The organism is Pseudomonas sp. A (assembly GCF_056270345.1).
In genome coordinates this window covers 3842120-3860811 of record NZ_CM149873.1, presented here as the reverse complement: position 1 = coordinate 3860811, position 18692 = coordinate 3842120, and the positions used below count along the sequence as shown (strand labels likewise).

Below are 18692 nucleotides of genomic sequence, written 5' to 3'. Positions count from 1 at the left end.
TTTTATGGAGCCGAAAACATACGAACTTTTGAATCACATTCCAAAACATGCGGATTATGCCGTGAGTGCAGGAGATTTGGATCCAGAGGATATTCCACAGGATAGAATTGACGCCGTGCTGGATTTGCTTCGTCATGCGAATAACGATGAGGAGCACTTCTTGGCTGCGAAGTTACTGACCAGTTGGGGCATCCATGAAGGGTTGATTGCCTTGGAGGGGAGAATGGACAAACCTGGGGGCATCGAAGGAGTCTATTTCCATCGACTACACGGATACGACGACACTTATCACCAAATACTCTTGGCTGTGACTCGGTATTTTGCCAACGTGGCTGATCGTGGAGATATTGAGGCTGCGAGAGTCCAGATCTATTCCCCTCTATCGAAAATCATTGCTTTGGCGAGTAGTGAACCGTTTGAAATAGCCAAAATTTTTGATTTCGCGAGTAGTGAAAACTACTCAGAATATGTGCCTCTTGTTGAAAAGCACCTTGTCGCCATAATTGATCATCCCGAAATACATCGCTGGAAAATTTATGATGCTATTGAGTTTTTGATGGTTTTCAATCCCGATTTCGTTGCGTTTCTATTGAAAGAGAAAAACAAGACGATTGATGATTTTAGGCCGGTGACATAAGGGCGATAGCCTCGGTGCAAAAGGGGCTGTAATTCCAAAAGGTTTTTCAAATGCAGATGATTTCGTGCGCTTTGGCACAGATACGCAAGATGGTTTGGCACGTGCTGGCTATGAAAATGTAGAGCCAATTCTTCAAGGAAGTGCCGTAACAGGAAAAAATTTTAAAACTGGGGAGGCATTTGACGTTGGCGGGGTGAGTGACTTTGATGTTGCGCTGGCAAGTCCAGAAATTTTGCAACGCGCTCAATCCTTAGGAATAGGTTTGAGGAGTGGTGGAACTCGTACGGGCCCGTTGAGTGCAAGAGACTTGCAAGCCCTTGGCCTGAAAGATTTGTCGAGTAAGATGAGCGCCCAAACAGGACGCGAAATTAATTTTATGATCTATGACTCTGCGGCAACAGCCGCAAGTCGTGCTCCGAGTGCGGTGTTACCGAATTGACTATTGTGTATGATCTCTACGGTGCGGAAAAATCATGTCTTCTGTCGGCGAGAAGTGATGTGGAAAGAGCGCTGGGAGAGATTTTTGAGGAAAGGGATAGCTCTTATCAGGGTGGTGTCTACTATATGTGGGGTAGGAGTGATTCAGAGAATTTTGTTTTAAAATTGAATGTTGATCCTTTGGACGGCTATCCAGTAGAGCAGAACTACGCGAGCTATAAAGTCTTGCTCTATATAAACGCTACAAATCGTTCAGCTGATATAGAAAAATTGATTAGCCAAGGTGGTGGTTTTAAGTTGCTGAGGCATGAGGTTTTTTAACGGACACCAAGGCTAGTCGGTGCAAAAGCAACTTCCAGTGCGTTGCAGAACTTCGGCGGTCGCACTGTTGATGACCTAGCCTCAGCTACTGCAAATCCTATTAACAAGGAAGGTCTCACAGAGGCCACTAGATCACTGACAAAACATGCTTCTGGGCAGCGCTCAACGGGGACATTCCCTAAGCTGTCAGGTGGGCTTGGAAAACAAAACGCTACCGCCCAAGGAATTGTTAATGAAATCCTCAAGCATCCTGATGCAAGCTATAAAAATTTGAGGCGAGGTGGGCTAGAGGTGAGAGCTCTGGATGGTAGAGGGCTTCGGTTCAATAGCGATGGGTCATTGTCTGGGTTCTTAGATCCAAAGGTGCAGCCATGAAAATTAATAGTAATCCTGACTTTGAGGTCATTGGATTTAGCGATAGTCGTTACGAGAAGTTGACTATTGAAATCCAGTACAGAGGGGAGCCGATAGCGCAAGTTAATCAGGAACAAGGAGTGGGTAGTTTAGAGATTGAGGTGTTTGCTGACTTAAATAGCTCAATCCTGAAGGTTCCCTTGGCTGGGTTTTTAGATTCAATAATACTCGCAAAGAACTCAATTGAGGGATAGTATTAAGCGTAAAGGGGACAGGTTTATTTTTTCTACTCTAATTTCTGCCTTTGCATGGCCAAGACGGCGACGAAGCTGATGCTGAAGATACTAGTGAGGACGTCTAGCGCTGGAAGCGGGGTAAGTCGAAATTTAGAGTGTGAAAAATAAATCTGTCCCCTTTTTCATGGCTATACTTGGCATCACCATCAAGATAGCGGGCGAATGCAGTTGGTTCCTGAATTGGTTCATAAAAAGACAGGACATATTGGCGGAGAAGCTATGGGGGTGGAATGTGAAATCTATTGAGTTTGATATTTTTAGTGATGAGCTGATGGCCTTCGTCATTACTTACCTGTTTTGTGGGGCTATCAGCAAAGAAGAGCTCAATGTTTGGTGTGCTGAAGCGTTATCGCTGGATAAAGCTCCGGCATATATATATGACCTGATGGAGTTTCAGGATGAAATTTTTAAGGTGTATAAGATAATTGGCTTCGTGCCCTGTTGGGAGCATTCGGATATTGACGAGTATGCTTTGTATGGTGTTGCAGTTCGTCGAGGTTTTGAGCCTTGCGATATGCCTTTAATTCCGATCGAAGCACTTGCTCACCTTGAAGCATCATTCGATATCGAGAATTCATTTAGAGAGGTTTTTCCCTTTATCAAGCTGTAAGTCGCCGGTCGGTATAAAGGGGGTCCTTCAATTGTTGAGCTGAAAATTGTCCGGTAGATGAGTGAGCGAGGTTAAATAGAAAAGGGCAAATATATTTGTTCTAGTCTAATTTCTGCTGTTGCATGGCAAGGATACGGCAAAGCCAGGTGCTTAAGGTATCGGTGAGGCGGTCGAGCGCTGGAGGCGGGGCGTGCAGAAGTTAGGGCATGGAAATTAAATCTGTCCCCTTTTTGCTCAGTATTTACAGAATGTCGCGAATGGAATGACAAAAGAAAATGCTGCTTTGAATACGTGGGCTGGTCGGATGTCTCAGAAGTATGGGTATATTAAGGTCTTAAAAGTTGAGGACGTTAATGGGGTGATCCATGCTACTTTCGGAAAATAACGATTTGTTGGCGCAAATTCTGGGCGGGATGCTACCAAGCGTTGTGCTAAATAGAGTGCTGGAGAAAAATCCAAGATTGGATAAATATGATTTGGCTAATATTTTTCTTGGGGAGTGCGATCTCTTGGATAGTAAAATTCTTCCGGTTGTTTGGAATTGGAAGAGTGCCAGGTCGAATAGGGGGGTGTCTGACGAAGTATTCGATGAAATGGTGCTTGCACACATGAGGCTTGTGGGCTATAGGGTATAGGTTTGCAGGCGTTCTCGTTGAGTTTGATGCGAAGTGGAAAGATTGAAAGGGGTGGGCTGAAAAGGGGATAGATTTACTTATTCTACTTTAATCTCTGCTGTTGCATGACCAAGGCGACGGCGAAGCCTGGTGCTTAAGGTCTCGGTGAGGAGGTTGGGCGTTGGAGGCGGGGCGCGCTGAAGTTGGAGCATGGAAAATAAATCTGTCCCCTTTTTTATGCCACGTACTACCTGACGAATAAGCGACCAGATGGTTCTGTGGTGGTTTTTGACATTGATGCTAGCCTTCATAAGAAAATTATGGAAAAAGTAATACCTCAGCGGCCTGTCGCTGGAATAACGAAGGACCCTAATGCGCTGAAAAGAGTAGACAAAGATCAGCCTGGTTACTCTCTTGAGTTGCCTGAAGTTTGGGGGCGCTTCTCGAAAAGAGTTCGAGTAACGCCCGGGTTTATACGCAAGATGAGTTTTTAAAGGAGTTCAAGAAATGACGATGAGTCAGACGGTTTTTGATGATCTTTGGCGTGGGGAGAAAAGTCTATGTTTTTTTGTGCATTCTGGAAAATGTTACTGGGTTGTAGATGAGAAATATAATTTCTCTCTTGATGCGGAAAAAGACTACCGTGCCTATCTTGAAGATGGCTATATAACCCAGGAGCAATATGAGCAGTCATGTAAAGACTTTAGAGGTGGTATCCTAAAAATGACGGCGGAAAATTTTCCGCAATATTTGAATATATCGAATGGAAAAATAATTTCTCCAGAGGAGTTGGACGGTTTCATAGGGGCGGATCCTGAGGTTTTTGAAAAAGTTGAATATTATTTTTTAACCGGTGAGGGTTTGACCCCCGCTCTGTATAAACAGGTCAATATTATTCACTCCAGATTTCCTAGGTTCTACATAAATTTTGACAGGAAAATTTTTATGCATATGGATGATGTGCGCGCTCATGAAAGTCTAGCTTATCCAGGTTGGACTGCTGAATGCTTTGATTTTAGCTTTTTGATTCCTGCTAGCGAGCGGTATTGGATAGTGGCGGGTAATGACTATTGGAAGCTTCGATTTATATGACTGGAATAAAGGGGCAAGGAAAAGGGGGTGGATTTATTTTCTCTGCTCTAATTTCGGTCCCTGCAGATGAAGGGATCTAGCAGTCATGCAGGGGCGGTAAAAATTAGAGTGGGGAAATAAAGCTGTCCCATTTTGCTGATAGAAAATAGAGTAGATGGCCCGCCGAAACAAGTTGTTTGGAATGTTGTAGGCAAGGTTGTGACGGGGAAGCTGACGAATGTTCAAGATATTTACAAAGCATTGAGGGGCTGGGTTAGTGTCTTCTAATGAACTTTCTGACAGGTATGCGGCTCGTTTCGGCTTGCCAAATATGAGTTGTGTCGAGCTTGAGGGTTTTGTTCAGGTTCTTGAGCTGGTGGCAGTGAAGAATAAAGGGTTCTTTATATTTAAGGTGGACGGTGAGCGAGGGGGTAATATTTATACTTTTGTTTTGAATGTGTCGGCGACCAAGGGTGTTGTAATAAGAAAGGATGCATGCAGTATACGGGAGGGTATGGTTTTTTTGTTTTGCGAGCTTGAGCGGGCTGGCATATATCCATAGTCTGAGTGCAGTGTTTAAGGTGTAATTTTTAACTAGGGTGTAAAAGGATTTTCCATGATACGCGGCATTCTGTTTTTGTTGGCCTGCTTACTCGCTGGCTGCTCCGGCTTCGATTCTGTCCCCTATCTTGAGCCGACCCCCCCTGCCGACATGGCGTTGGTACGCGTAACCTCCAATACCGATGTGTATGGCGACTCCCTCGCAGGTTCGTGCGTACCCAAGGTAAGGCACCTGATGGCCATGGCGGGCCGTGGGTTCGATGAGGTCAGCCCGGCTTATCCGGCATTTCCCAGGCAGAGTGCTTCGGTTGGCATGTCGCCCCCTGTCATGCCGTTGTTACCGGCTATCAGTGGTATCCGGCAGGCGTCAGCCGGGCCTTACCAGCCCGTGGTCACGGAGTATCGCGTCCCGGTGTCGGTGCCGTTCATGTTTTCCACCAACCGCTCCGTTGCCGCTGACAGCAGTATCAGCTCGGTGAGCTGCCCGGAACAGAGCAAGGTCTATCGACTGGAGGCAGGGCAGCAGTACGAGGTGACGGTGGGTATCGACACACCGTGGAACAGCAAGGGTACAGGGCAGTGGCGGTGTGTGTTCGAAGTACGCAAGCTGGTGCGCCTGGCGCAGGTCGAACAGACCTTGCCGGTGCCTGTGCAAGGGCGCACTGCACCCGAGATAAACTGTCGTGAGTGATGCTCCAACGCACGGGGCGAATATCAGTGGGCATGATGGGATGCGTTGGATACAGGCTAAATGTGAATCAGGACTTCTCAACCCATCTTGGTTTGAAGTGGCGGAGGAAAGGTAAGTTATGCAGGTTTTATACGCTTTGGTAATAATGACGGGCAGGTTCGCGGGGCTGTAACCCAATGGACTAACAATTCTTGCTATCATCAGCCTCCTGCTACGCTGAGTAGAGATTCGGGCTTGCCGCAGGATGTATTGAAGCCAAGGTAGGTGGTGTTATGAATTCACAGCAGAAGCAGCTGTGTCAACAGCTTGCAGCGCTGAGCTCAGAGCAGGCTGTTGAATGGCTAATGAGGACCTATCCGTTAGAATCCATGGAATATGGTGAGGCGCTGTTGCTGATTCCTCACCGCTCTTGGAAGCGATCCGATCAAAGGCGATTGGCTAGCTACTATTTTAAGAAGATACCGTTTTCGAGCGCGAGAGGGTACGAGGTGTTTTCCTCGTTTATGTCAGTAAAGACATTTATTGAGTGTGTCAGGGACAACCTTCCAGCTAGCACTTCTGATAGAGTGTTGCTGCTCTACTATCTGACTCCTGTTCTGGGTAAGGCCGCAAAAAATGAATCTGATCGACTGTTGGTAAGAGGTTTTTTGAGTGAGGTTGGCTCTTGCGACTAAAAATGAATTCGGATAAGCAAGCACCGTTTGTGTTCTTCGATAGTCATAGGGGCTACGATACAGCCAAAGCTTTCTATGTGCGTATAGACCCCGGAATAGCGTTGCCAGCCGAATTACTGAGGGCGCTTTATTATGGACTTTGGTTTCCTGGATATTTTGGGTTTAACTGGAATGCGTTGTATGATTGTTTGACAGACCTTGAGTGGATTCCCTGTCGAAAAGTGATCATCGCTCATGAGGGGGTGCCTGCCTTACCGGACAGTGAGTTGAGGGTCTATTTAGAAGTTTTGCGAGATGCAACTCTTAGTTGGGATCTGGGGGCGAACATAAGCTTGAAATTTTATTCAGGGAAGTCGATAGGGGCATGATAGAGCGATTCTTGAATTCCGGTGTTTGAGTCACAACGGAGAAAAGGAGGAGGGGCAGGTTTGTTTTCTCTATTCTAATGTCTGCTGTTGCATGATCAAGACGACTGCGAAGTCTGGTGCTAAGAAAGTGCTGATGTAGTCGAGCGTTGGAAGCGGATGTGTCAAAAATGAGTGCAAGGAATAAAACTGTCCTCTTTTTGGCCCGTCTTTCACCTCTTCGAGTTAAGGCATTTATGAAGCTCCCCATGCTCTCTCACTTGTTGGGCTGTTACTTTCATCAGGACTGGCCAGAAGAATATTCCGACAGCGCTGAAGCGTTGCGCAACATGCTTGTGGATGAACCAAGGGAAATGCATGTAGCAGGCGTGCGAGAGATTGATGAGGTGCTAAGCTTAAATTTTTCTGAAAAGGCGCTTGAACATCTCGTGGCACAGGAAATAGGTTGCTTCTTTGCGCCAGATTCAGAGGGGCTGGATTATGCTGGTTGGTTGCGCAAGGTACGGGAGGTGCTGGCTGATGGGCACCCAGGGTGCTGAGGGCGGGGAAGTTGGGGCGCAGCAAGCCCGCTTTCACAGCGGTAATCCTGCCTTGCGAAACGGTGATGGATTAAGTCTGTCGGACCCCTTTGTTTATGGTGATGAAGATGGATGAGGCAATATTGCCTTATATGACCCTGATCAAGGGGTGTTTGGACGGGGAGTATTCGCTTGAGCAATTCTCCGAATTATACTTTGAGCGTTTCAAGCGCGAGCAGTCCCCTCTTCTAGAGGAGACCTATGGCGTGCTGGATAAGCTGTTCGGCGATCTTGATGCGTTTACGAAGAGTGAGCGTTTGCTTCAGAGCGATCCAGATTACTATCTTGGCGCAGCGCAAGTTCGCGATTGCATCTGGTGTGCATATGAGGCACTGAAGGGTTATTGATGTTCATCTCGCCGGAGGACGAAGGGGCAAGGGCAGGGCCAGGTTAACACTGGAAATTGCTGCGATGGACTATGTGCGGCACCTGACCTTGATCGGGGTGATGGACGAAGACCCGCGGATGGTCTGGGCGGCGCATTACCTCAGTGCCTTGGCCAAGGCGCTGATGGATGATGCGGAGCTTGGGATGGCGCACTAGTCCCAGGCTTTGCACATTCCCCTGTAGGAGCGGCCTTGTGTCGCGAAAGGGCTGCAGAGCAGCCCCGGCGATATCTGCTTGATGCACGAATCCTGGGGGCGCTTCGCACCCCTTTCGCGACACAAGGCCGCTCCTACAGGGGGACGGGTTGGGTTTATTTCTCTGCTTGGCGTGACAGATGGGCCGGCGGCACTTGGTCTACCAGCCAGACACCGTTGTCGGCTTGATAGAACACCGTTCCTGCTGCGCACATGGCCTGGGTATCGACCCCAAGCAGCACTGGCTGACCATATCGCTTGCCCACCGCCAGCGCGGTCTGCGGATCCTCGCTCAGGTGCACATGGTGGCGGCTGCCGGGGATCAGGCCCTGGGCTTCGATGGAGGCCAGGAAGCGGCTGGCGGTGCCGTGGTAGAGCAGGGCGGGTGGCGTCTTGGCGACGTGGCGCACTTCGACCTGGGCGCTGCTGTGGCCCTGGGCGGCGCGGATGCGGCGGCCATCGTCGGAGAGGGTGAAGCGGCGCTTGTCATTGGTCTCGACCACCTCGCGCAGGGCGTGCAGGTCGAAGGCATGGCCTTGCCGGCCGGCGCCGTGGATCAGCGCGTCGACATCGGCCCAACCGTCGCGGTCCAGGGACAGGTCGATGGATTCGGGGGCATGGCGCAGTACGTAGCTGAGGAATTTGCTGAGGGCGTCGCGTTGTTTCTGGTTCACTGGAAAGGTCCTTTTCCATGGCTTCTGGTCGTTTGGGTCGGTACATTCTCCGGGTTCGGGGTTGAGTTCTCAAGCGTGCAGATGGCCTGTGGGAGCGAACGCCCACAGGCACGTCGCTGATGCTAGTGTCCTGTCTCGGGAATACGTTCTCTTTTGGCGAGTGGCTTGGGTGTCCGGCCAAGGCGCCGCGACGAGTCATAGCAGGGCTATGGCGAGGAGTGGCAACGCCGGCCGGGCATCCAAGACGCCGCCAAAAGTGAACAGCTTATTTCCGAGACAGGACACTAGCCCTGACGCAAGGCTTCGAGCAGCGTCTTCATCTGGTCGCGGCCTTGGGTATCCAGCCCGAACACCCGCCGCCGTGGCTCGCCGACCGGCAGCCCGGCCATCTCCAGGCCCGCCTTGATGATCGCCCTCGCCAATAAATGCGCATACAAACACTCAAACCAACACGCTTGAGCCAAAGCTGAAGTCCTTGACTTGCGCCTGTCCCCCACGCTAGCTTCCCACCCCATGAACCTATTCCCGCAGCGTCGCGCCCTCAGCATTATTACCGCCATTATCAGCTTGGCGGGCTAGCGCACACATGCACTGAACCCGCCCTGGAGGCGGGTTTCTTCTCTCTGACTCCTGGGCACTACAAAAAAACCAGGAGTCATCGATGACCAGCCTCAGCGCCACCCTGCGTACCCCGGCAACGCCCCAGCAACTGCTGTCCGAACAAGTGCGCCGGATTCTCTCGGCCCCGGTGTACGACCTGGCCATCGAAACCCCCTTGCAAGTGGCGCCGGCCCTGTCGGCCAGCCTGGGCAACCAGGTCCTGCTCAAGCGCGAAGACCTGCAACCGACGTTCTCCTTCAAGATCCGCGGCGCCTACACCCGGCTGTCGCGCCTGACTCCCGCCCAGCGCGAACGCGGCGTCATCACCGCGTCGGCCGGCAACCACGCCCAGGGCGTGGCCCTGGCCGGCTCGCACCTGGGCATCAAGACCACCATCGTCATGCCCACCACCACACCCTCGCTCAAGGTCGAAGGCGTGCGTTCACGGGGTGGCCATGTGGTGCTGCACGGCGAAAGCTTCCCCCACGCCCTGGCCCATGCCCTGCAACTGGCCGATCGCGACGGCGCGACCTTCGTGCCGCCGTTCGACGACCCCGACGTCATCGCCGGGCAGGGCACCGTGGCCATGGAGATCCTGCGCCAGCACCCCGGCCCGCTGCATGCGATCTTCGTCCCGGTCGGCGGCGGCGGCCTGATCGCCGGCATCGCCGCCTACGTCAAGTACCTGCGCCCCGAGGTCAAGGTGATCGGCGTCGAGCCGGAGGACTCCAACTGTCTGCAGGCCGCCATGGCCGCCGGCGAGCGGGTGATCCTGCCGCAGGTCGGCACCTTCGCCGACGGCGTGGCGGTGGCGCAGATCGGCGCGCACTGCTTCGAGCTTTGCCGCCACTTCGTCGACGAGGTGGTGACGGTCAGCAGTGACGAGCTGTGCGCGGCGATCAAGGACATCTACGATGACACCCGCTCGATCACCGAGCCCTCCGGCGCCCTGGCCGTGGCCGGCATCAAACGCTACGTGGCCCGCGAGGGCCTGCAGGGCCAGGCCCTGGTGGCCATCGACTCCGGTGCCAACGTCAACTTCGACCGCCTGCGCCATGTGGCCGAGCGCGCCGAGCTGGGCGAGCAGCGCGAGGCGATCATCGCCGTGACCATCCCCGAGCGCCCCGGCAGCTTCCGCGCCTTCTGCCTGGCCCTGGGCAAGCGCCAGATCACCGAGTTCAACTACCGCTACTACCCGGGCAAGGAGGCGCGCCTGTTCGTCGGCGTGCAGACCCACCCCCAGCACGACCCACGGGAGCAACTGCTAACCAGCCTGCACGAGCAGGGCTACCAGGTGCTCGACCTGACCGATAACGAACTGGCCAAGCTGCACGTGCGCCACACCGTCGGCGGCCACGCGGCGCCGGGGGCCGGCGAGCGGGTACTGCGCTTCGAGTTTCCCGAGCGTCCTGGGGCGCTGCTGGGCTTCCTCGAGCGCCTGGGCAAGCGCTGGAACATCAGCCTGTTCCACTACCGCAACCACGGCGCGGCACAGGCGCGGGTGTTCGCCGGGCTGGAGGTGCCGGACGACGAGCTGGCCGGGCTGCCACAGGCGCTGGACGAGATGGGCTATCAGTACTGGGACGAGACGGAGAATCCGGCGTACCGGCTGTTCATGGGGTAAACATGCCGCCACTGGCGGTGCCGGCGCTCTACAGCTCCCAGCGCTGCACACACCAGCGTGGGAGCGGGCTTGCCCCGCGTGGCGTCGGCACTGCCAGCCAACCTCCCCAGGTTGGCTTACGCTATGACGCCACTGGCGTTGCCGGCGCTCTACAGCTCCCAGTGCTGCACATACCAGCGTGGGAGCGGGCTTGCCCCGCGATGGCGTCGGTGCTGCCAGCCAACCTCCCCAGGTCGGCTTACGCTATGACGCCACTGGCGTTGCGGGCGCTCTACAGCTCCCAGTGCTGCACATACCAGCGTGGGAGCGGGCTTGCCCCGCGATGGCGTCGGCGCTGCCAGCCAACCTTTTCAGGTTGGCTTACGCTCTGGCATTACCCGGCCTACAGGAAGACAAAACGCTGCAGCCACACGCCAGCTGCGCAGGTTCGAACACCAAGGGGATGTCGTTGAACAGCACGGTGTTGTCAGCGCTGGATACCAGCGCGAACTCACCACCGTGCAGCGGGCAGGCTGCGCGATCGCCAAGCACACACTGCGGCACACCATCGATCAGTACACCGCGGCCCTCGAGCATCCGACCGCCACCACTGTGACGGTCACCCTTGCGAATCGCGCCGTGTCGGGCCATGCCTCAAGACTCCTCGGTTGTGTGCATGACGGCTTGGTAAAGTCCTTCCGGCATGGCTTGTGGATCGTATTTGCAGACTGCAGCCATAAAACGCTCCAGCAACTCGTCTTTTTCCAGCCGGGTGCCTGGCGGGCAGGTGAGCTTCGCGTACGGGGTTGTCAACAGTGGGTGATCAATGAAGGGATTGGTCAGGCCCAGTGATCGTCGCAGATTGAGGATGGCGAGGATTTCGGCGGGGTAGACGGCCTCGAAGGGAGAGCCGAATTCGAAGTTACCTGAATCAAGTTCCCGGGAGTTGAGGGCGATGCGCTCGACATGGGTGTCGCAGGCTGCCATCAGGATGGGTAGCAGTTTCTCTGGATCGGGCTCGCGCCAGTGGGCGACTAGTTGACCCCAGGCCGGGTCACGGGGCAGGGCATGCTTGTCGAGGTCCAGTGGTTTGCCCAGCCAGTCGCCAATGATTGCTAGACCGAAGGCGGCGTAACGTAGCGTGGTTCCTAGAGGTAGGTTATGCCCGTCCTCAATTCCATACCCACCGTTAATGCCGGCGAATACTGCCCGGTGGAATGGCTCAATAATCGCAAATTGTCCCGTCGCAAGGGCACAAAACATAATATGTGTTACGTTGTCCAGATCGTCGATCCCTGTCGAATTAGAATCCAACAGGGTTCGAATAATCATGCTGTCAGCTATCAGTATTTTACGTATTCCGGCTGCTAGTTTATTAGTTTGTTCGAGATGTGACTGATCTGGTGCGGATTGTAGGCTGGCACCTATCTCATTCTTTCCAAGTAGGAATATTTCGTCGCAGGCAACCACCAAGCGCTCGTTCTTGTTTGTATAATATTCTATGGTGTCCAAATCGGCGATAAGACCACCACCTGCCCAGATCTTGATATTGGCTAGGCTTTTCGCGAGGCGTGTGCTGGGTGACTTTCTCATAGAGGATGTTCTCCGAGTGGCTGACCAGTGCTCCGTGGACGTATGGGATGATTGCTGGGGTCAACCTAATGACGGTTTCTGTAGTGCTGCTTCGTAGAGCCCCTCTGGCATGGCCTCCGGGTTGTACTTGCAGACAGCGATCAGAAAGCGTTCCAGCAACTCGTCTTTATCAAGTCGGGTGCCCGGCGGGCAGGTGAGCGCTGCATAGGGGGTTGTCATCAATGGGTGATCGATGAAGGGATTGGCCAGCTTCAGTGATCGTCGCAGGTTCAGGATGGCGAGAATCTCGGCAGGGTAGACGGCCTCGAAGGGAGAGCCGAATTCGAAGTTACCTGAATCAAGTTCGCGGGAGTTGAGGGCGATGCGCTCGACATGGGTGTCGCAGGCTGCCATCAGAGTAGGCAGCAGTTTCTCTGGATCGGGCTCGCGCCAATGGGCAACCAGTTGGCCCCAAGCCGGGTCACGGGGCAGTGCGTGTTTGTTGAGGTCCAACGGTTTGCCGAGCCAGTTGCCAATGATCGTTAGCCCGAAGGCAGCGTAGCGCAGAGTGGTTCCTAGAGGTAAGTTATGTCCGTCGTCAACTCCGTAGCCATTATCGATAGCGGAGAGTATCGCTCGATACATTGGTTCGATAGTGTTGAACTGCCCTGTGGATAAGGCACAGAGCATCACATGAGTGACTCCATCCAGATCCTGTGTGGATTTTTTCGAGGTTCCTTTAAGGCTAGAAATTCTTATGGAGTTTGCTATTAGCATTTTCATGGTTGCTGATCCTAGACTTAAAGCCGCATTGCGAGGCGCTGCTGTCAAAGCCAGGTGCATACTCTTGCCTACCGCATTCATGCCTGTTCTAAAAAGTTCGTTGCAGACTGTTGGGAAATTATTTCCCGTCTCGCAATAAGATTTTAGAATGTGTTCTCTGACTATCAGGTCGTCGGAAGCCCAGTCGGTGATATTTGCTTTGCTGGTATTTAAGCGATTTTTCTGTTTGGTTTTCATTCTTAGTTCCAGGTATTTAGTTGGATGCCATTGTTATTTTTGGTTAACCTACTTAGGTTGCCATTTGTGTCGAAGAAAACCTGTGCGTGGATGTAAGTTATTTGTTCTGCTCCATAGCTATCCATCACGGCTCCGAGTTTTTTGGAGAAGTTAGAATCCATTGCCCGAAGCTTGGCCTCATTCCATCCTTGTTTTTTGTTTTCAATGAGATGCTGAATTCTTTTGAGGTTCTGTACTCCACCGTTTGTCTGGGTTTTCAGAAACCCCGGCGTCTTGGTTTTCCCCAACGTCGTCTTCACCTCGATCACCAACAGCGTCCCCTCGGCAAACTGCAACTCTTCCAACGGCGCCACCCCCTTGATCCCATCGATGTGATGCCGCATCTGTTGGTTCGTCGGATTGCGCACGCTCATCGATGGCGGTGGCGGCACGTAGACCAGCATGTCGATGCCCTGGTCGCTCTTGTTCTTCAAACCGAACTGGCTGGCGCGCGAGGGATGGGTGCTCATGCCGAGGATGTTCTCCGGCTTGACCTTCCAGTGGTTGACCAGCGCCGCGGCCAGTGCCTCTTCGCCCGCATCGGCCACCACCCGGGTCAGGCCGCCGCCCATGCGCACCGGCCCGACGGCGTGGCTGATCAGCGCCACCAGGCGGTCGCGCATCGTCGTGGCCATGTAGGCGTAGTCGGCACGGCCGCCGACCACCTCCAGCGCTATCCGGCTGGCGTTGCGGTCGATGGCGTGCAGCTCGCTGGCGCGCACCGCCAGCCCGCCGTCGCGGGCCGGGCGGTCGATGCGGGTCTCGAGCACGCTGACCTCACCGGCCTCACGCCGGGCCAGGCGGCGTACCTGTTCCTCGGTCAGTGCGGCGTTGTCCAGGCGTACCGTGGTGACGCTGCCGGGCCGCAGCTTGTGCATCAACCAGCGCGCGCCACCCAGGGCGTTGGGCAGCAGCAGGGCCAGGTTGATGGCCATGAACACCTGCTTGCCACGGGCCTCGGCGGTGGTGGGGTTGGCCAGGCTGGCCAGTTCGGTGAAGAACGCCTCGCCGATGCTCAGGCCTTCGCCGGTGATCATGCGGCTGCTGCCGTCGACCATGGCGTCGGCGGCCAGGGCGCCCTCCAGGGCGAGGAAGGCGTAGCGCCCGGCGCTGACGCCGCCGCGAATGCCGCGCACCACCGGTACCGTGGCCAGCAGGCCGAGGGCGAGTTCGGCGGCGCCCTTGACGCCCTCCCAGGTGCGTGACCTGGCCTTGGCCTCGGCGAAGTGGGCGGCCAGTTGCGTGCAGGCCTGGTCGACGGGGTAGAGGCCGCTGGGCGAGTGCCAGGTGTAGGGTGGGCTGATGTGCCGTTCGCCCTGGTCGTCCAGGTACTCCTCGCGAGGTGCTTCGGACCAGCGGGCGTGGGTGAAGGTGGCGAAGTAGATGCTGTGGTCGGCGAAGAAGAAATTGCTGTGCAGTTCGAAGCCCATGCCCTGGTGGGTGCGCACGCCCATGTGGTCGAGCACGGGCGGCGCCAGGTCGTCCAGGCGCATCTGTTCGTCGACGCAGACCAGCTGCAGTTTTTCGCGAGCGGCGAAGGCATGGAACTCGGCGAGCCAGGCGTCGCCGTAGGTGCTGCCGGCCTGCTCAAGGACCTGCTGCAGAAAGGTGTCGCGGTGGTTGCGGGCCGTGTCGCGGATCCATGGGTTGTCGCGGAACCAGGCGGGGCCGACGCCCTGGCGTGGAATGCCCAGCAGGAAGTCGCAGCCCTCGTCGCCCTCAAGGGAGAACATCGCGCCGGGGAGGGTGCAGGGGATGCACAGCTCGACGGGTTTGGGCAGGTTGCCGTCGAGAACGTCCTGGTAGATCTTGTCCTGGGATGAAATAGCTGTTTCAGGCATGGGGCACGACCTCCACCAGCGTGCGTTGATAAGTCGTCAGTAGCCCGGCCAGCGTGGCGCGTCTTTCCCTGGAGGATGCTTGCTGGTCCAGTGCCACCATCCACTCGGTGAACGCTGCGCTGAGGAAGAAGGCGCGGCCGAACACGATTGCCAGCAGGATGTGCTGCACTATTTGGTTACGTTGCAGTGCGGGCTGTTTTGTCAACGCATCGGAGAGCTTCGGGATGCGCCAGCCGTAATGACGGTAGGCGAGCACTTCCTGGCCATTGAGCTCGCGATGGACCAGGGGCGGCAGGCCATAGCGCTCACAGGCATCCGTTTCGTAGGTGCGGTAGATTTTCTCGTGCGTCTCCAGCGCCGGGCCTCGGAGGGTCATGAGCCGGGCCAGCGTGTCCCAGAGCCGATCCATCTCCCAGGTGTCGTCATGCCAGCCCAGCAGGTCGAGGAGGACGGCAAGCATGCCGGGCAGCACAGCCTGCTGGTGCTTGCCCTGGGCAATCGCCTGCGCGGTCAGCAGGTGCAGCCGTTGGTCATGGTGCAGCCCATCAACTTCAAGCAGCGAGCACAGTGGCTGGCAGCTGGGGTCGTTCCACCAGGCGAGCCCCAGGAGCACGTGGATCAAGGTCTGCGTGGCGTACTCCGTGGCGTCGGGGGAGTCACTGCTCCAGGTGATGCTGCCCGCCTGGTCGATCAGGTGGGGAAGACGCTTCTGGGTAATGGGTAGATGCGCCAGCGCATCGAAGTGCTCTTTCAGGTAACGGACAAGCTGGCGATTGGCGTTTTGCCGGGAGGCCGTGGTCAGGGCGTCGAGGTCGAGGGTGGGCAGTTTCACCGGGCGACCTCCATGGGTGGTGCCAGCCAGGCCAGGCAGCCGTCCTGTTCGCAGTCTTGCGCGGTTTGTTCGAACAAGGGTTGAACGCCTTGTGCCAGGCCGGTCTGGGGGACATGGAAATACAGCTGGCGTATGCGGCCATGGGCGAAAAGGTCTGCCAGGGCCTGCGGTTGTTGCGCCAATGAGGCCACATACAGGTGCAGCGAAGCGGGATCGCCAAGGCGCAGGAAGTAACGATGTCGACCCTGTTGCACTTTGCCGAAACGCCGCAAGTGCGATGCCAGTTCCGCGAGCGGCAGAGTGCTCTGGACCACGGAGCAGGCGAACGTCGTCTGTCGGCTTGCGAGCCAGGTATCGAGGTCAGTGCCGGGTGACAGCTGCAGGAGCAGTGGCGCATGGTTTTCCAGGCCTGGGCGCAGGTGCAGGTGCCACAGGTATTGGTAATGCGCGCCATGGAACTCCAGCCGCCCCGGCAGGCCAGGCACGGCGCAGGCCTCTGCCAGCAGGTACAGAGGCTGGTCGGCGCAGGCTGGCGCACCGGCCTCGCTCAGTTGCCGATGCAGGCTCATGCGTCGTCCTCCCCGGCAAATGGGCATTCCTCGATAAGGGGCGTCCCTTCGCGGATTGCCGCTTCGATGGCCTCGACCTGGGCCTGGACCGGGGGATGGTAGGTGACGTTGCCCTTGAAGCGGATGTTGGGGGCTTCGAGGGTGATGCCGTCGGCGTCCAGGATGATCTTGCCGGCGGGGCCGCGGATATGGATTCGCTCGGTGCCCTGCAGCATGTACGACGGTGTCAGCAGGCGCTGGGCCGTGCGGGCCTCGAGGGTCTGGGTGCCCTCGATGATCAGCGTCTGGTCACGCCCGATGCTCAGGTGGTGGTCGCTGCCGATCGTCTCGCTGCAGGCGTTGCCGATGTTGTGCACCAGGTTGCGGTCGATGTGGGTGAAGCAGTCCTGGCGCACATGGTCGCGGCGGTCGCGACCGGTGCTGAGTGTCGCGTCGCGGGCAATGCAGGTGCTGCTGTCTCGGCCGGTGGAGAGGGTGCGATCGTTGCCCACGGTGTGGCTTTCATCGTGATTGATCTTGGCGTTGAGGTCTCGCTGCGCATGGATGAACACCTCTTCCTGCCCCAGCTCATCCTCGAAGCGCAGCTCGTTAAAACCTTGCCCCTTGTGGGTCTTGCTCTTGATGGTCATGCGCGTGCGGTGCTTGGGCAGTTCGTAGGGCGGCCGCTGGTTGCCGCAGTAGGTGCGCCCGGTGATCATCGGCTGGTCGGGATCGGCGTTGACGTACTGGATGACCACGTCCTGGCCGATCCGTGGGATGGCCATGGCGCCCCAGCCGCCGCCGGCCCAGCCCTGGGACACCCGCACCCAGCAGGAGCTGTACTCGTTGTCGCGGCTCTCGCGGTCCCAGGGGAAGCTGACCTTGACCCGGCCCCACTCGTCGCAAAAGATCTCCTCGCCCTCGGGGCCGACCACCGTGGCCATGTGCGGCCCGTCGATGCGCGGCTTGGGCGGCGCCTCGGGGCGCCACTCGATGCGCCCGGGCACCAGCAGGGCCTTTTGCATGTAGCGCGTGCCTTGTTCGGCGCCGGCGGCTTCCTCCTGCAGGCTGGTGAACTGCGCGCCCTCGTGGCGCACGCTGGCCACCCGCCAATGGATGTTGAGGTCTGCGCGGGGGTGTTCGACCAGGTCGAAGCTCAGGCCCGGCTGCAGGCGCACGTCGTCGCCCTCGACCTCGGCGATGCGCGCGTCGTGGCGCAGGGCGGTGAGGCGGGTGCGGGTGAAGGGGATGCCGACTTCGTCACGCTTGTAGCGGCCGGGGTAGTCGAAGCGCTCGTAGTCGTCGGCCTGGTGCTGCAGGTCGCTGGCGTTGAACTCCTGCTGCAGGTGGTAGGCCGGGTGGGTGAAGGAGTAGTCGCGTTGCACCTGGCGGGCCGTGCGCACCTGTTCGCGGTAGTGCAGGCGGCGCAGGCAGGGGCGGGCCTGGTCGCCGCCGCTGTTGGCGTGGTAGAGCACGGCGAGCGGGTCGGGGTAGTCGTCGTCGACGAAGCCTTCGTCGTCGTCATCGTCATCGGGCTTGACCAGGCTGGAGCTGATCATGCCCAGGGTCAGCACGCGGTCGCTGACGAGCAGGCGATGGCCCTTGGCGCTGTGGACGAAGCGGTAGATGAAACCTTCCTCGGCGGCCAGGCGGGTGATGAAGGCGAGGTCGGTTTCGCCGGCCTGGACGCAGAACTCGCGGGGGGCGTGGGGGAAGCTGTGGCCCAGCTCGAAGTCGGTGATGCGCTGGGCCTTGAACAGGGTTTCGAGGATCTGCGGCACGCTTTGTTGCTGGAAGATGCGCCAGTTCGAACGCAGCCCGGCGCGGGCCAGCTTGGGCTCGATCACGGCCTGGTAGCGGGTGCGGCAGGAGCCGGTGTCGCCCTGGCTGAAGACGCTGATCAGGCCGTGGACATGGCGCATCGGGCGCTGGCCGCGCAGGATGGTGAACAGCGCGGGCTTGTCGAGCAGGTGGGCGAAGTCGACGTTGTCTTCGTAGCTGACCAGTTCGAGCACCAGCCTGAACGGGGTGCTGAGGGCTTCGTCGAGGGTGAAGGAGACCACTTCGAACGGGTCCTGGCTGGCCAGGGGCTCGAAGCGGTAGCTCAGGTCGGATTGGCGGGTCATGGCACTCCAGTGTTTATATGTAACTAGTTGTTATCTGGAATTGTCA

Annotated in this window: 20 protein-coding genes and 1 pseudogene; 12 read left to right on the top strand and 9 right to left on the bottom strand. The window is 56.6% G+C overall.

What is annotated here, in order from left to right:
- Positions 1–4 precede the first annotated feature (4 nt).
- The 11 genes and pseudogenes from AC0MAZ_RS17280 to AC0MAZ_RS17230 all read left to right on the top strand — a co-directional run.
- On the top strand, positions 5–637 hold the full coding sequence (locus AC0MAZ_RS17280) for a hypothetical protein (protein WP_475858694.1): 633 nt from the start codon (positions 5–7) through the stop codon (positions 635–637).
- A 64-nt stretch (positions 638–701) separates the two neighbouring features.
- Positions 702–1076 (top strand): hypothetical protein, encoded by a 375-nt coding sequence (locus AC0MAZ_RS17275; protein ID WP_475858693.1) that lies wholly within the window; start codon positions 702–704, stop codon positions 1074–1076.
- Between the two features lie 5 nt (positions 1077–1081).
- Positions 1082–1396, top strand: coding sequence for a hypothetical protein (locus AC0MAZ_RS17270; RefSeq protein ID WP_475858692.1), 315 nt, complete (start codon positions 1082–1084; stop codon positions 1394–1396).
- A gap of 371 nt (positions 1397–1767) precedes the next feature.
- Positions 1768–2004 carry a hypothetical protein gene (locus AC0MAZ_RS17265; protein ID WP_475858691.1) on the top strand — a complete coding sequence of 79 codons (237 nt, stop codon included), beginning with the start codon at positions 1768–1770 and terminating at the stop codon, positions 2002–2004.
- 139 nt (positions 2005–2143) lie between these two features.
- A complete protein-coding gene (locus AC0MAZ_RS17260; protein ID WP_475858690.1) occupies positions 2144–2656 on the top strand; it encodes a hypothetical protein in 513 nt (170 codons plus the stop codon).
- A 1121-nt stretch (positions 2657–3777) separates the two neighbouring features.
- Positions 3778–4362: a hypothetical protein gene (locus AC0MAZ_RS17255; RefSeq protein WP_475858689.1), complete on the top strand. Its 585-nt coding sequence runs from the start codon at positions 3778–3780 to the stop codon at positions 4360–4362.
- A 595-nt stretch (positions 4363–4957) separates the two neighbouring features.
- Positions 4958–5593, top strand: coding sequence for a hypothetical protein (locus tag AC0MAZ_RS17250; RefSeq protein WP_475858688.1), 636 nt, complete (start codon positions 4958–4960; stop codon positions 5591–5593).
- A gap of 676 nt (positions 5594–6269) precedes the next feature.
- Positions 6270–6635 (top strand): barstar family protein, encoded by a 366-nt coding sequence (locus tag AC0MAZ_RS17245; protein ID WP_475858687.1) that lies wholly within the window; start codon positions 6270–6272, stop codon positions 6633–6635.
- Positions 6636–6802: 167 nt separating this feature from the next.
- Positions 6803–7171: a contact-dependent growth inhibition system immunity protein gene (locus AC0MAZ_RS17240; RefSeq protein WP_475861455.1), complete on the top strand. Its 369-nt coding sequence runs from the start codon at positions 6803–6805 to the stop codon at positions 7169–7171.
- Positions 7172–7278: 107 nt separating this feature from the next.
- Positions 7279–7557 carry a colicin immunity domain-containing protein gene (locus AC0MAZ_RS17235; RefSeq protein WP_475858686.1) on the top strand — a complete coding sequence of 93 codons (279 nt, stop codon included), beginning with the start codon at positions 7279–7281 and terminating at the stop codon, positions 7555–7557.
- 64 nt (positions 7558–7621) lie between these two features.
- Positions 7622–7753, top strand: a pseudogene (locus tag AC0MAZ_RS17230) (DUF3077 domain-containing protein); the annotation flags it as partial.
- Positions 7754–7907: 154 nt separating this feature from the next.
- On the opposite strand, the gene AC0MAZ_RS17225 reads toward AC0MAZ_RS17230, so the two are convergent.
- Positions 7908–8465, bottom strand: a complete 558-nt coding sequence (locus AC0MAZ_RS17225) for an RNA 2'-phosphotransferase (RefSeq protein WP_475858685.1) — start codon at positions 8463–8465, stop codon at positions 7908–7910.
- 284 nt (positions 8466–8749) lie between these two features.
- Positions 8750–8887: a hypothetical protein gene (locus tag AC0MAZ_RS17220; RefSeq protein ID WP_475858684.1), complete on the bottom strand. Its 138-nt coding sequence runs from the start codon at positions 8885–8887 to the stop codon at positions 8750–8752.
- 239 nt (positions 8888–9126) lie between these two features.
- Between AC0MAZ_RS17220 and ilvA the strand changes: the two genes are divergently transcribed.
- Positions 9127–10689, top strand: a complete 1563-nt coding sequence (ilvA, locus tag AC0MAZ_RS17215) for a threonine ammonia-lyase, biosynthetic (RefSeq protein ID WP_050705507.1) — start codon at positions 9127–9129, stop codon at positions 10687–10689.
- Between the two features lie 360 nt (positions 10690–11049).
- Here the strand turns inward: ilvA and AC0MAZ_RS17210 are convergent, their stop codons facing one another.
- From AC0MAZ_RS17210 to AC0MAZ_RS17180, 7 genes are read right to left on the bottom strand one after another with little or no spacing between them, the layout of a single operon-like run.
- The gene (locus AC0MAZ_RS17210) at positions 11050–11319 is read right to left on the bottom strand and encodes a PAAR domain-containing protein (protein WP_475858683.1); all 270 of its coding nucleotides are present in this window, start codon (positions 11317–11319) and stop codon (positions 11050–11052) included.
- Positions 11320–11322: 3 nt separating this feature from the next.
- Positions 11323–12261, bottom strand: a complete 939-nt coding sequence (locus tag AC0MAZ_RS17205) for a hypothetical protein (protein ID WP_475858682.1) — start codon at positions 12259–12261, stop codon at positions 11323–11325.
- A 60-nt stretch (positions 12262–12321) separates the two neighbouring features.
- A complete protein-coding gene (locus tag AC0MAZ_RS17200) occupies positions 12322–13260 on the bottom strand; it encodes a hypothetical protein (RefSeq protein WP_475858681.1) in 939 nt (312 codons plus the stop codon).
- Positions 13261–13262: 2 nt separating this feature from the next.
- Positions 13263–15140: a hypothetical protein gene (locus tag AC0MAZ_RS17195; protein ID WP_475858680.1), complete on the bottom strand. Its 1878-nt coding sequence runs from the start codon at positions 15138–15140 to the stop codon at positions 13263–13265.
- Positions 15133–15972 carry a hypothetical protein gene (locus tag AC0MAZ_RS17190; RefSeq protein WP_475858679.1) on the bottom strand — a complete coding sequence of 280 codons (840 nt, stop codon included), beginning with the start codon at positions 15970–15972 and terminating at the stop codon, positions 15133–15135. The genes AC0MAZ_RS17195 and AC0MAZ_RS17190 overlap by 8 nt, the downstream gene beginning before the upstream one ends.
- Positions 15969–16541: a DUF4123 domain-containing protein gene (locus AC0MAZ_RS17185; protein ID WP_475858678.1), complete on the bottom strand. Its 573-nt coding sequence runs from the start codon at positions 16539–16541 to the stop codon at positions 15969–15971. Before AC0MAZ_RS17185 ends, AC0MAZ_RS17190 begins: the two co-directional genes overlap by 4 nt.
- Entirely contained in the window at positions 16538–18646 is a 2109-nt protein-coding gene (locus AC0MAZ_RS17180) for a type VI secretion system Vgr family protein (RefSeq protein ID WP_475858677.1), read from the bottom strand. The genes AC0MAZ_RS17185 and AC0MAZ_RS17180 overlap by 4 nt, the downstream gene beginning before the upstream one ends.
- Positions 18647–18692 lie beyond the last annotated feature (46 nt).

Coding starts and splice junctions, on each gene's coding strand:
- AC0MAZ_RS17250 (WP_475858688.1), top strand. CDS start 4,958: ATGATACGCGGCATTCTGTTTTTGTTGGCCTGCTTACTCGCTGGCTGC.
- AC0MAZ_RS17195 (WP_475858680.1), bottom strand. CDS start 15,140: ATGCCTGAAACAGCTATTTCATCCCAGGACAAGATCTACCAGGACGTT.
- AC0MAZ_RS17200 (WP_475858681.1), bottom strand. CDS start 13,260: ATGAAAACCAAACAGAAAAATCGCTTAAATACCAGCAAAGCAAATATC.
- AC0MAZ_RS17280 (WP_475858694.1), top strand. CDS start 5: ATGGAGCCGAAAACATACGAACTTTTGAATCACATTCCAAAACATGCG.
- AC0MAZ_RS17240 (WP_475861455.1), top strand. CDS start 6,803: ATGAGTGCAAGGAATAAAACTGTCCTCTTTTTGGCCCGTCTTTCACCT.
- ilvA (WP_050705507.1), top strand. CDS start 9,127: ATGACCAGCCTCAGCGCCACCCTGCGTACCCCGGCAACGCCCCAGCAA.
- AC0MAZ_RS17235 (WP_475858686.1), top strand. CDS start 7,279: ATGGATGAGGCAATATTGCCTTATATGACCCTGATCAAGGGGTGTTTG.
- AC0MAZ_RS17185 (WP_475858678.1), bottom strand. CDS start 16,541: ATGAGCCTGCATCGGCAACTGAGCGAGGCCGGTGCGCCAGCCTGCGCC.
- AC0MAZ_RS17210 (WP_475858683.1), bottom strand. CDS start 11,319: ATGGCCCGACACGGCGCGATTCGCAAGGGTGACCGTCACAGTGGTGGC.
- AC0MAZ_RS17180 (WP_475858677.1), bottom strand. CDS start 18,646: ATGACCCGCCAATCCGACCTGAGCTACCGCTTCGAGCCCCTGGCCAGC.
- AC0MAZ_RS17265 (WP_475858691.1), top strand. CDS start 1,768: ATGAAAATTAATAGTAATCCTGACTTTGAGGTCATTGGATTTAGCGAT.
- AC0MAZ_RS17245 (WP_475858687.1), top strand. CDS start 6,270: ATGAATTCGGATAAGCAAGCACCGTTTGTGTTCTTCGATAGTCATAGG.
- AC0MAZ_RS17205 (WP_475858682.1), bottom strand. CDS start 12,261: ATGAGAAAGTCACCCAGCACACGCCTCGCGAAAAGCCTAGCCAATATC.
- AC0MAZ_RS17255 (WP_475858689.1), top strand. CDS start 3,778: ATGACGATGAGTCAGACGGTTTTTGATGATCTTTGGCGTGGGGAGAAA.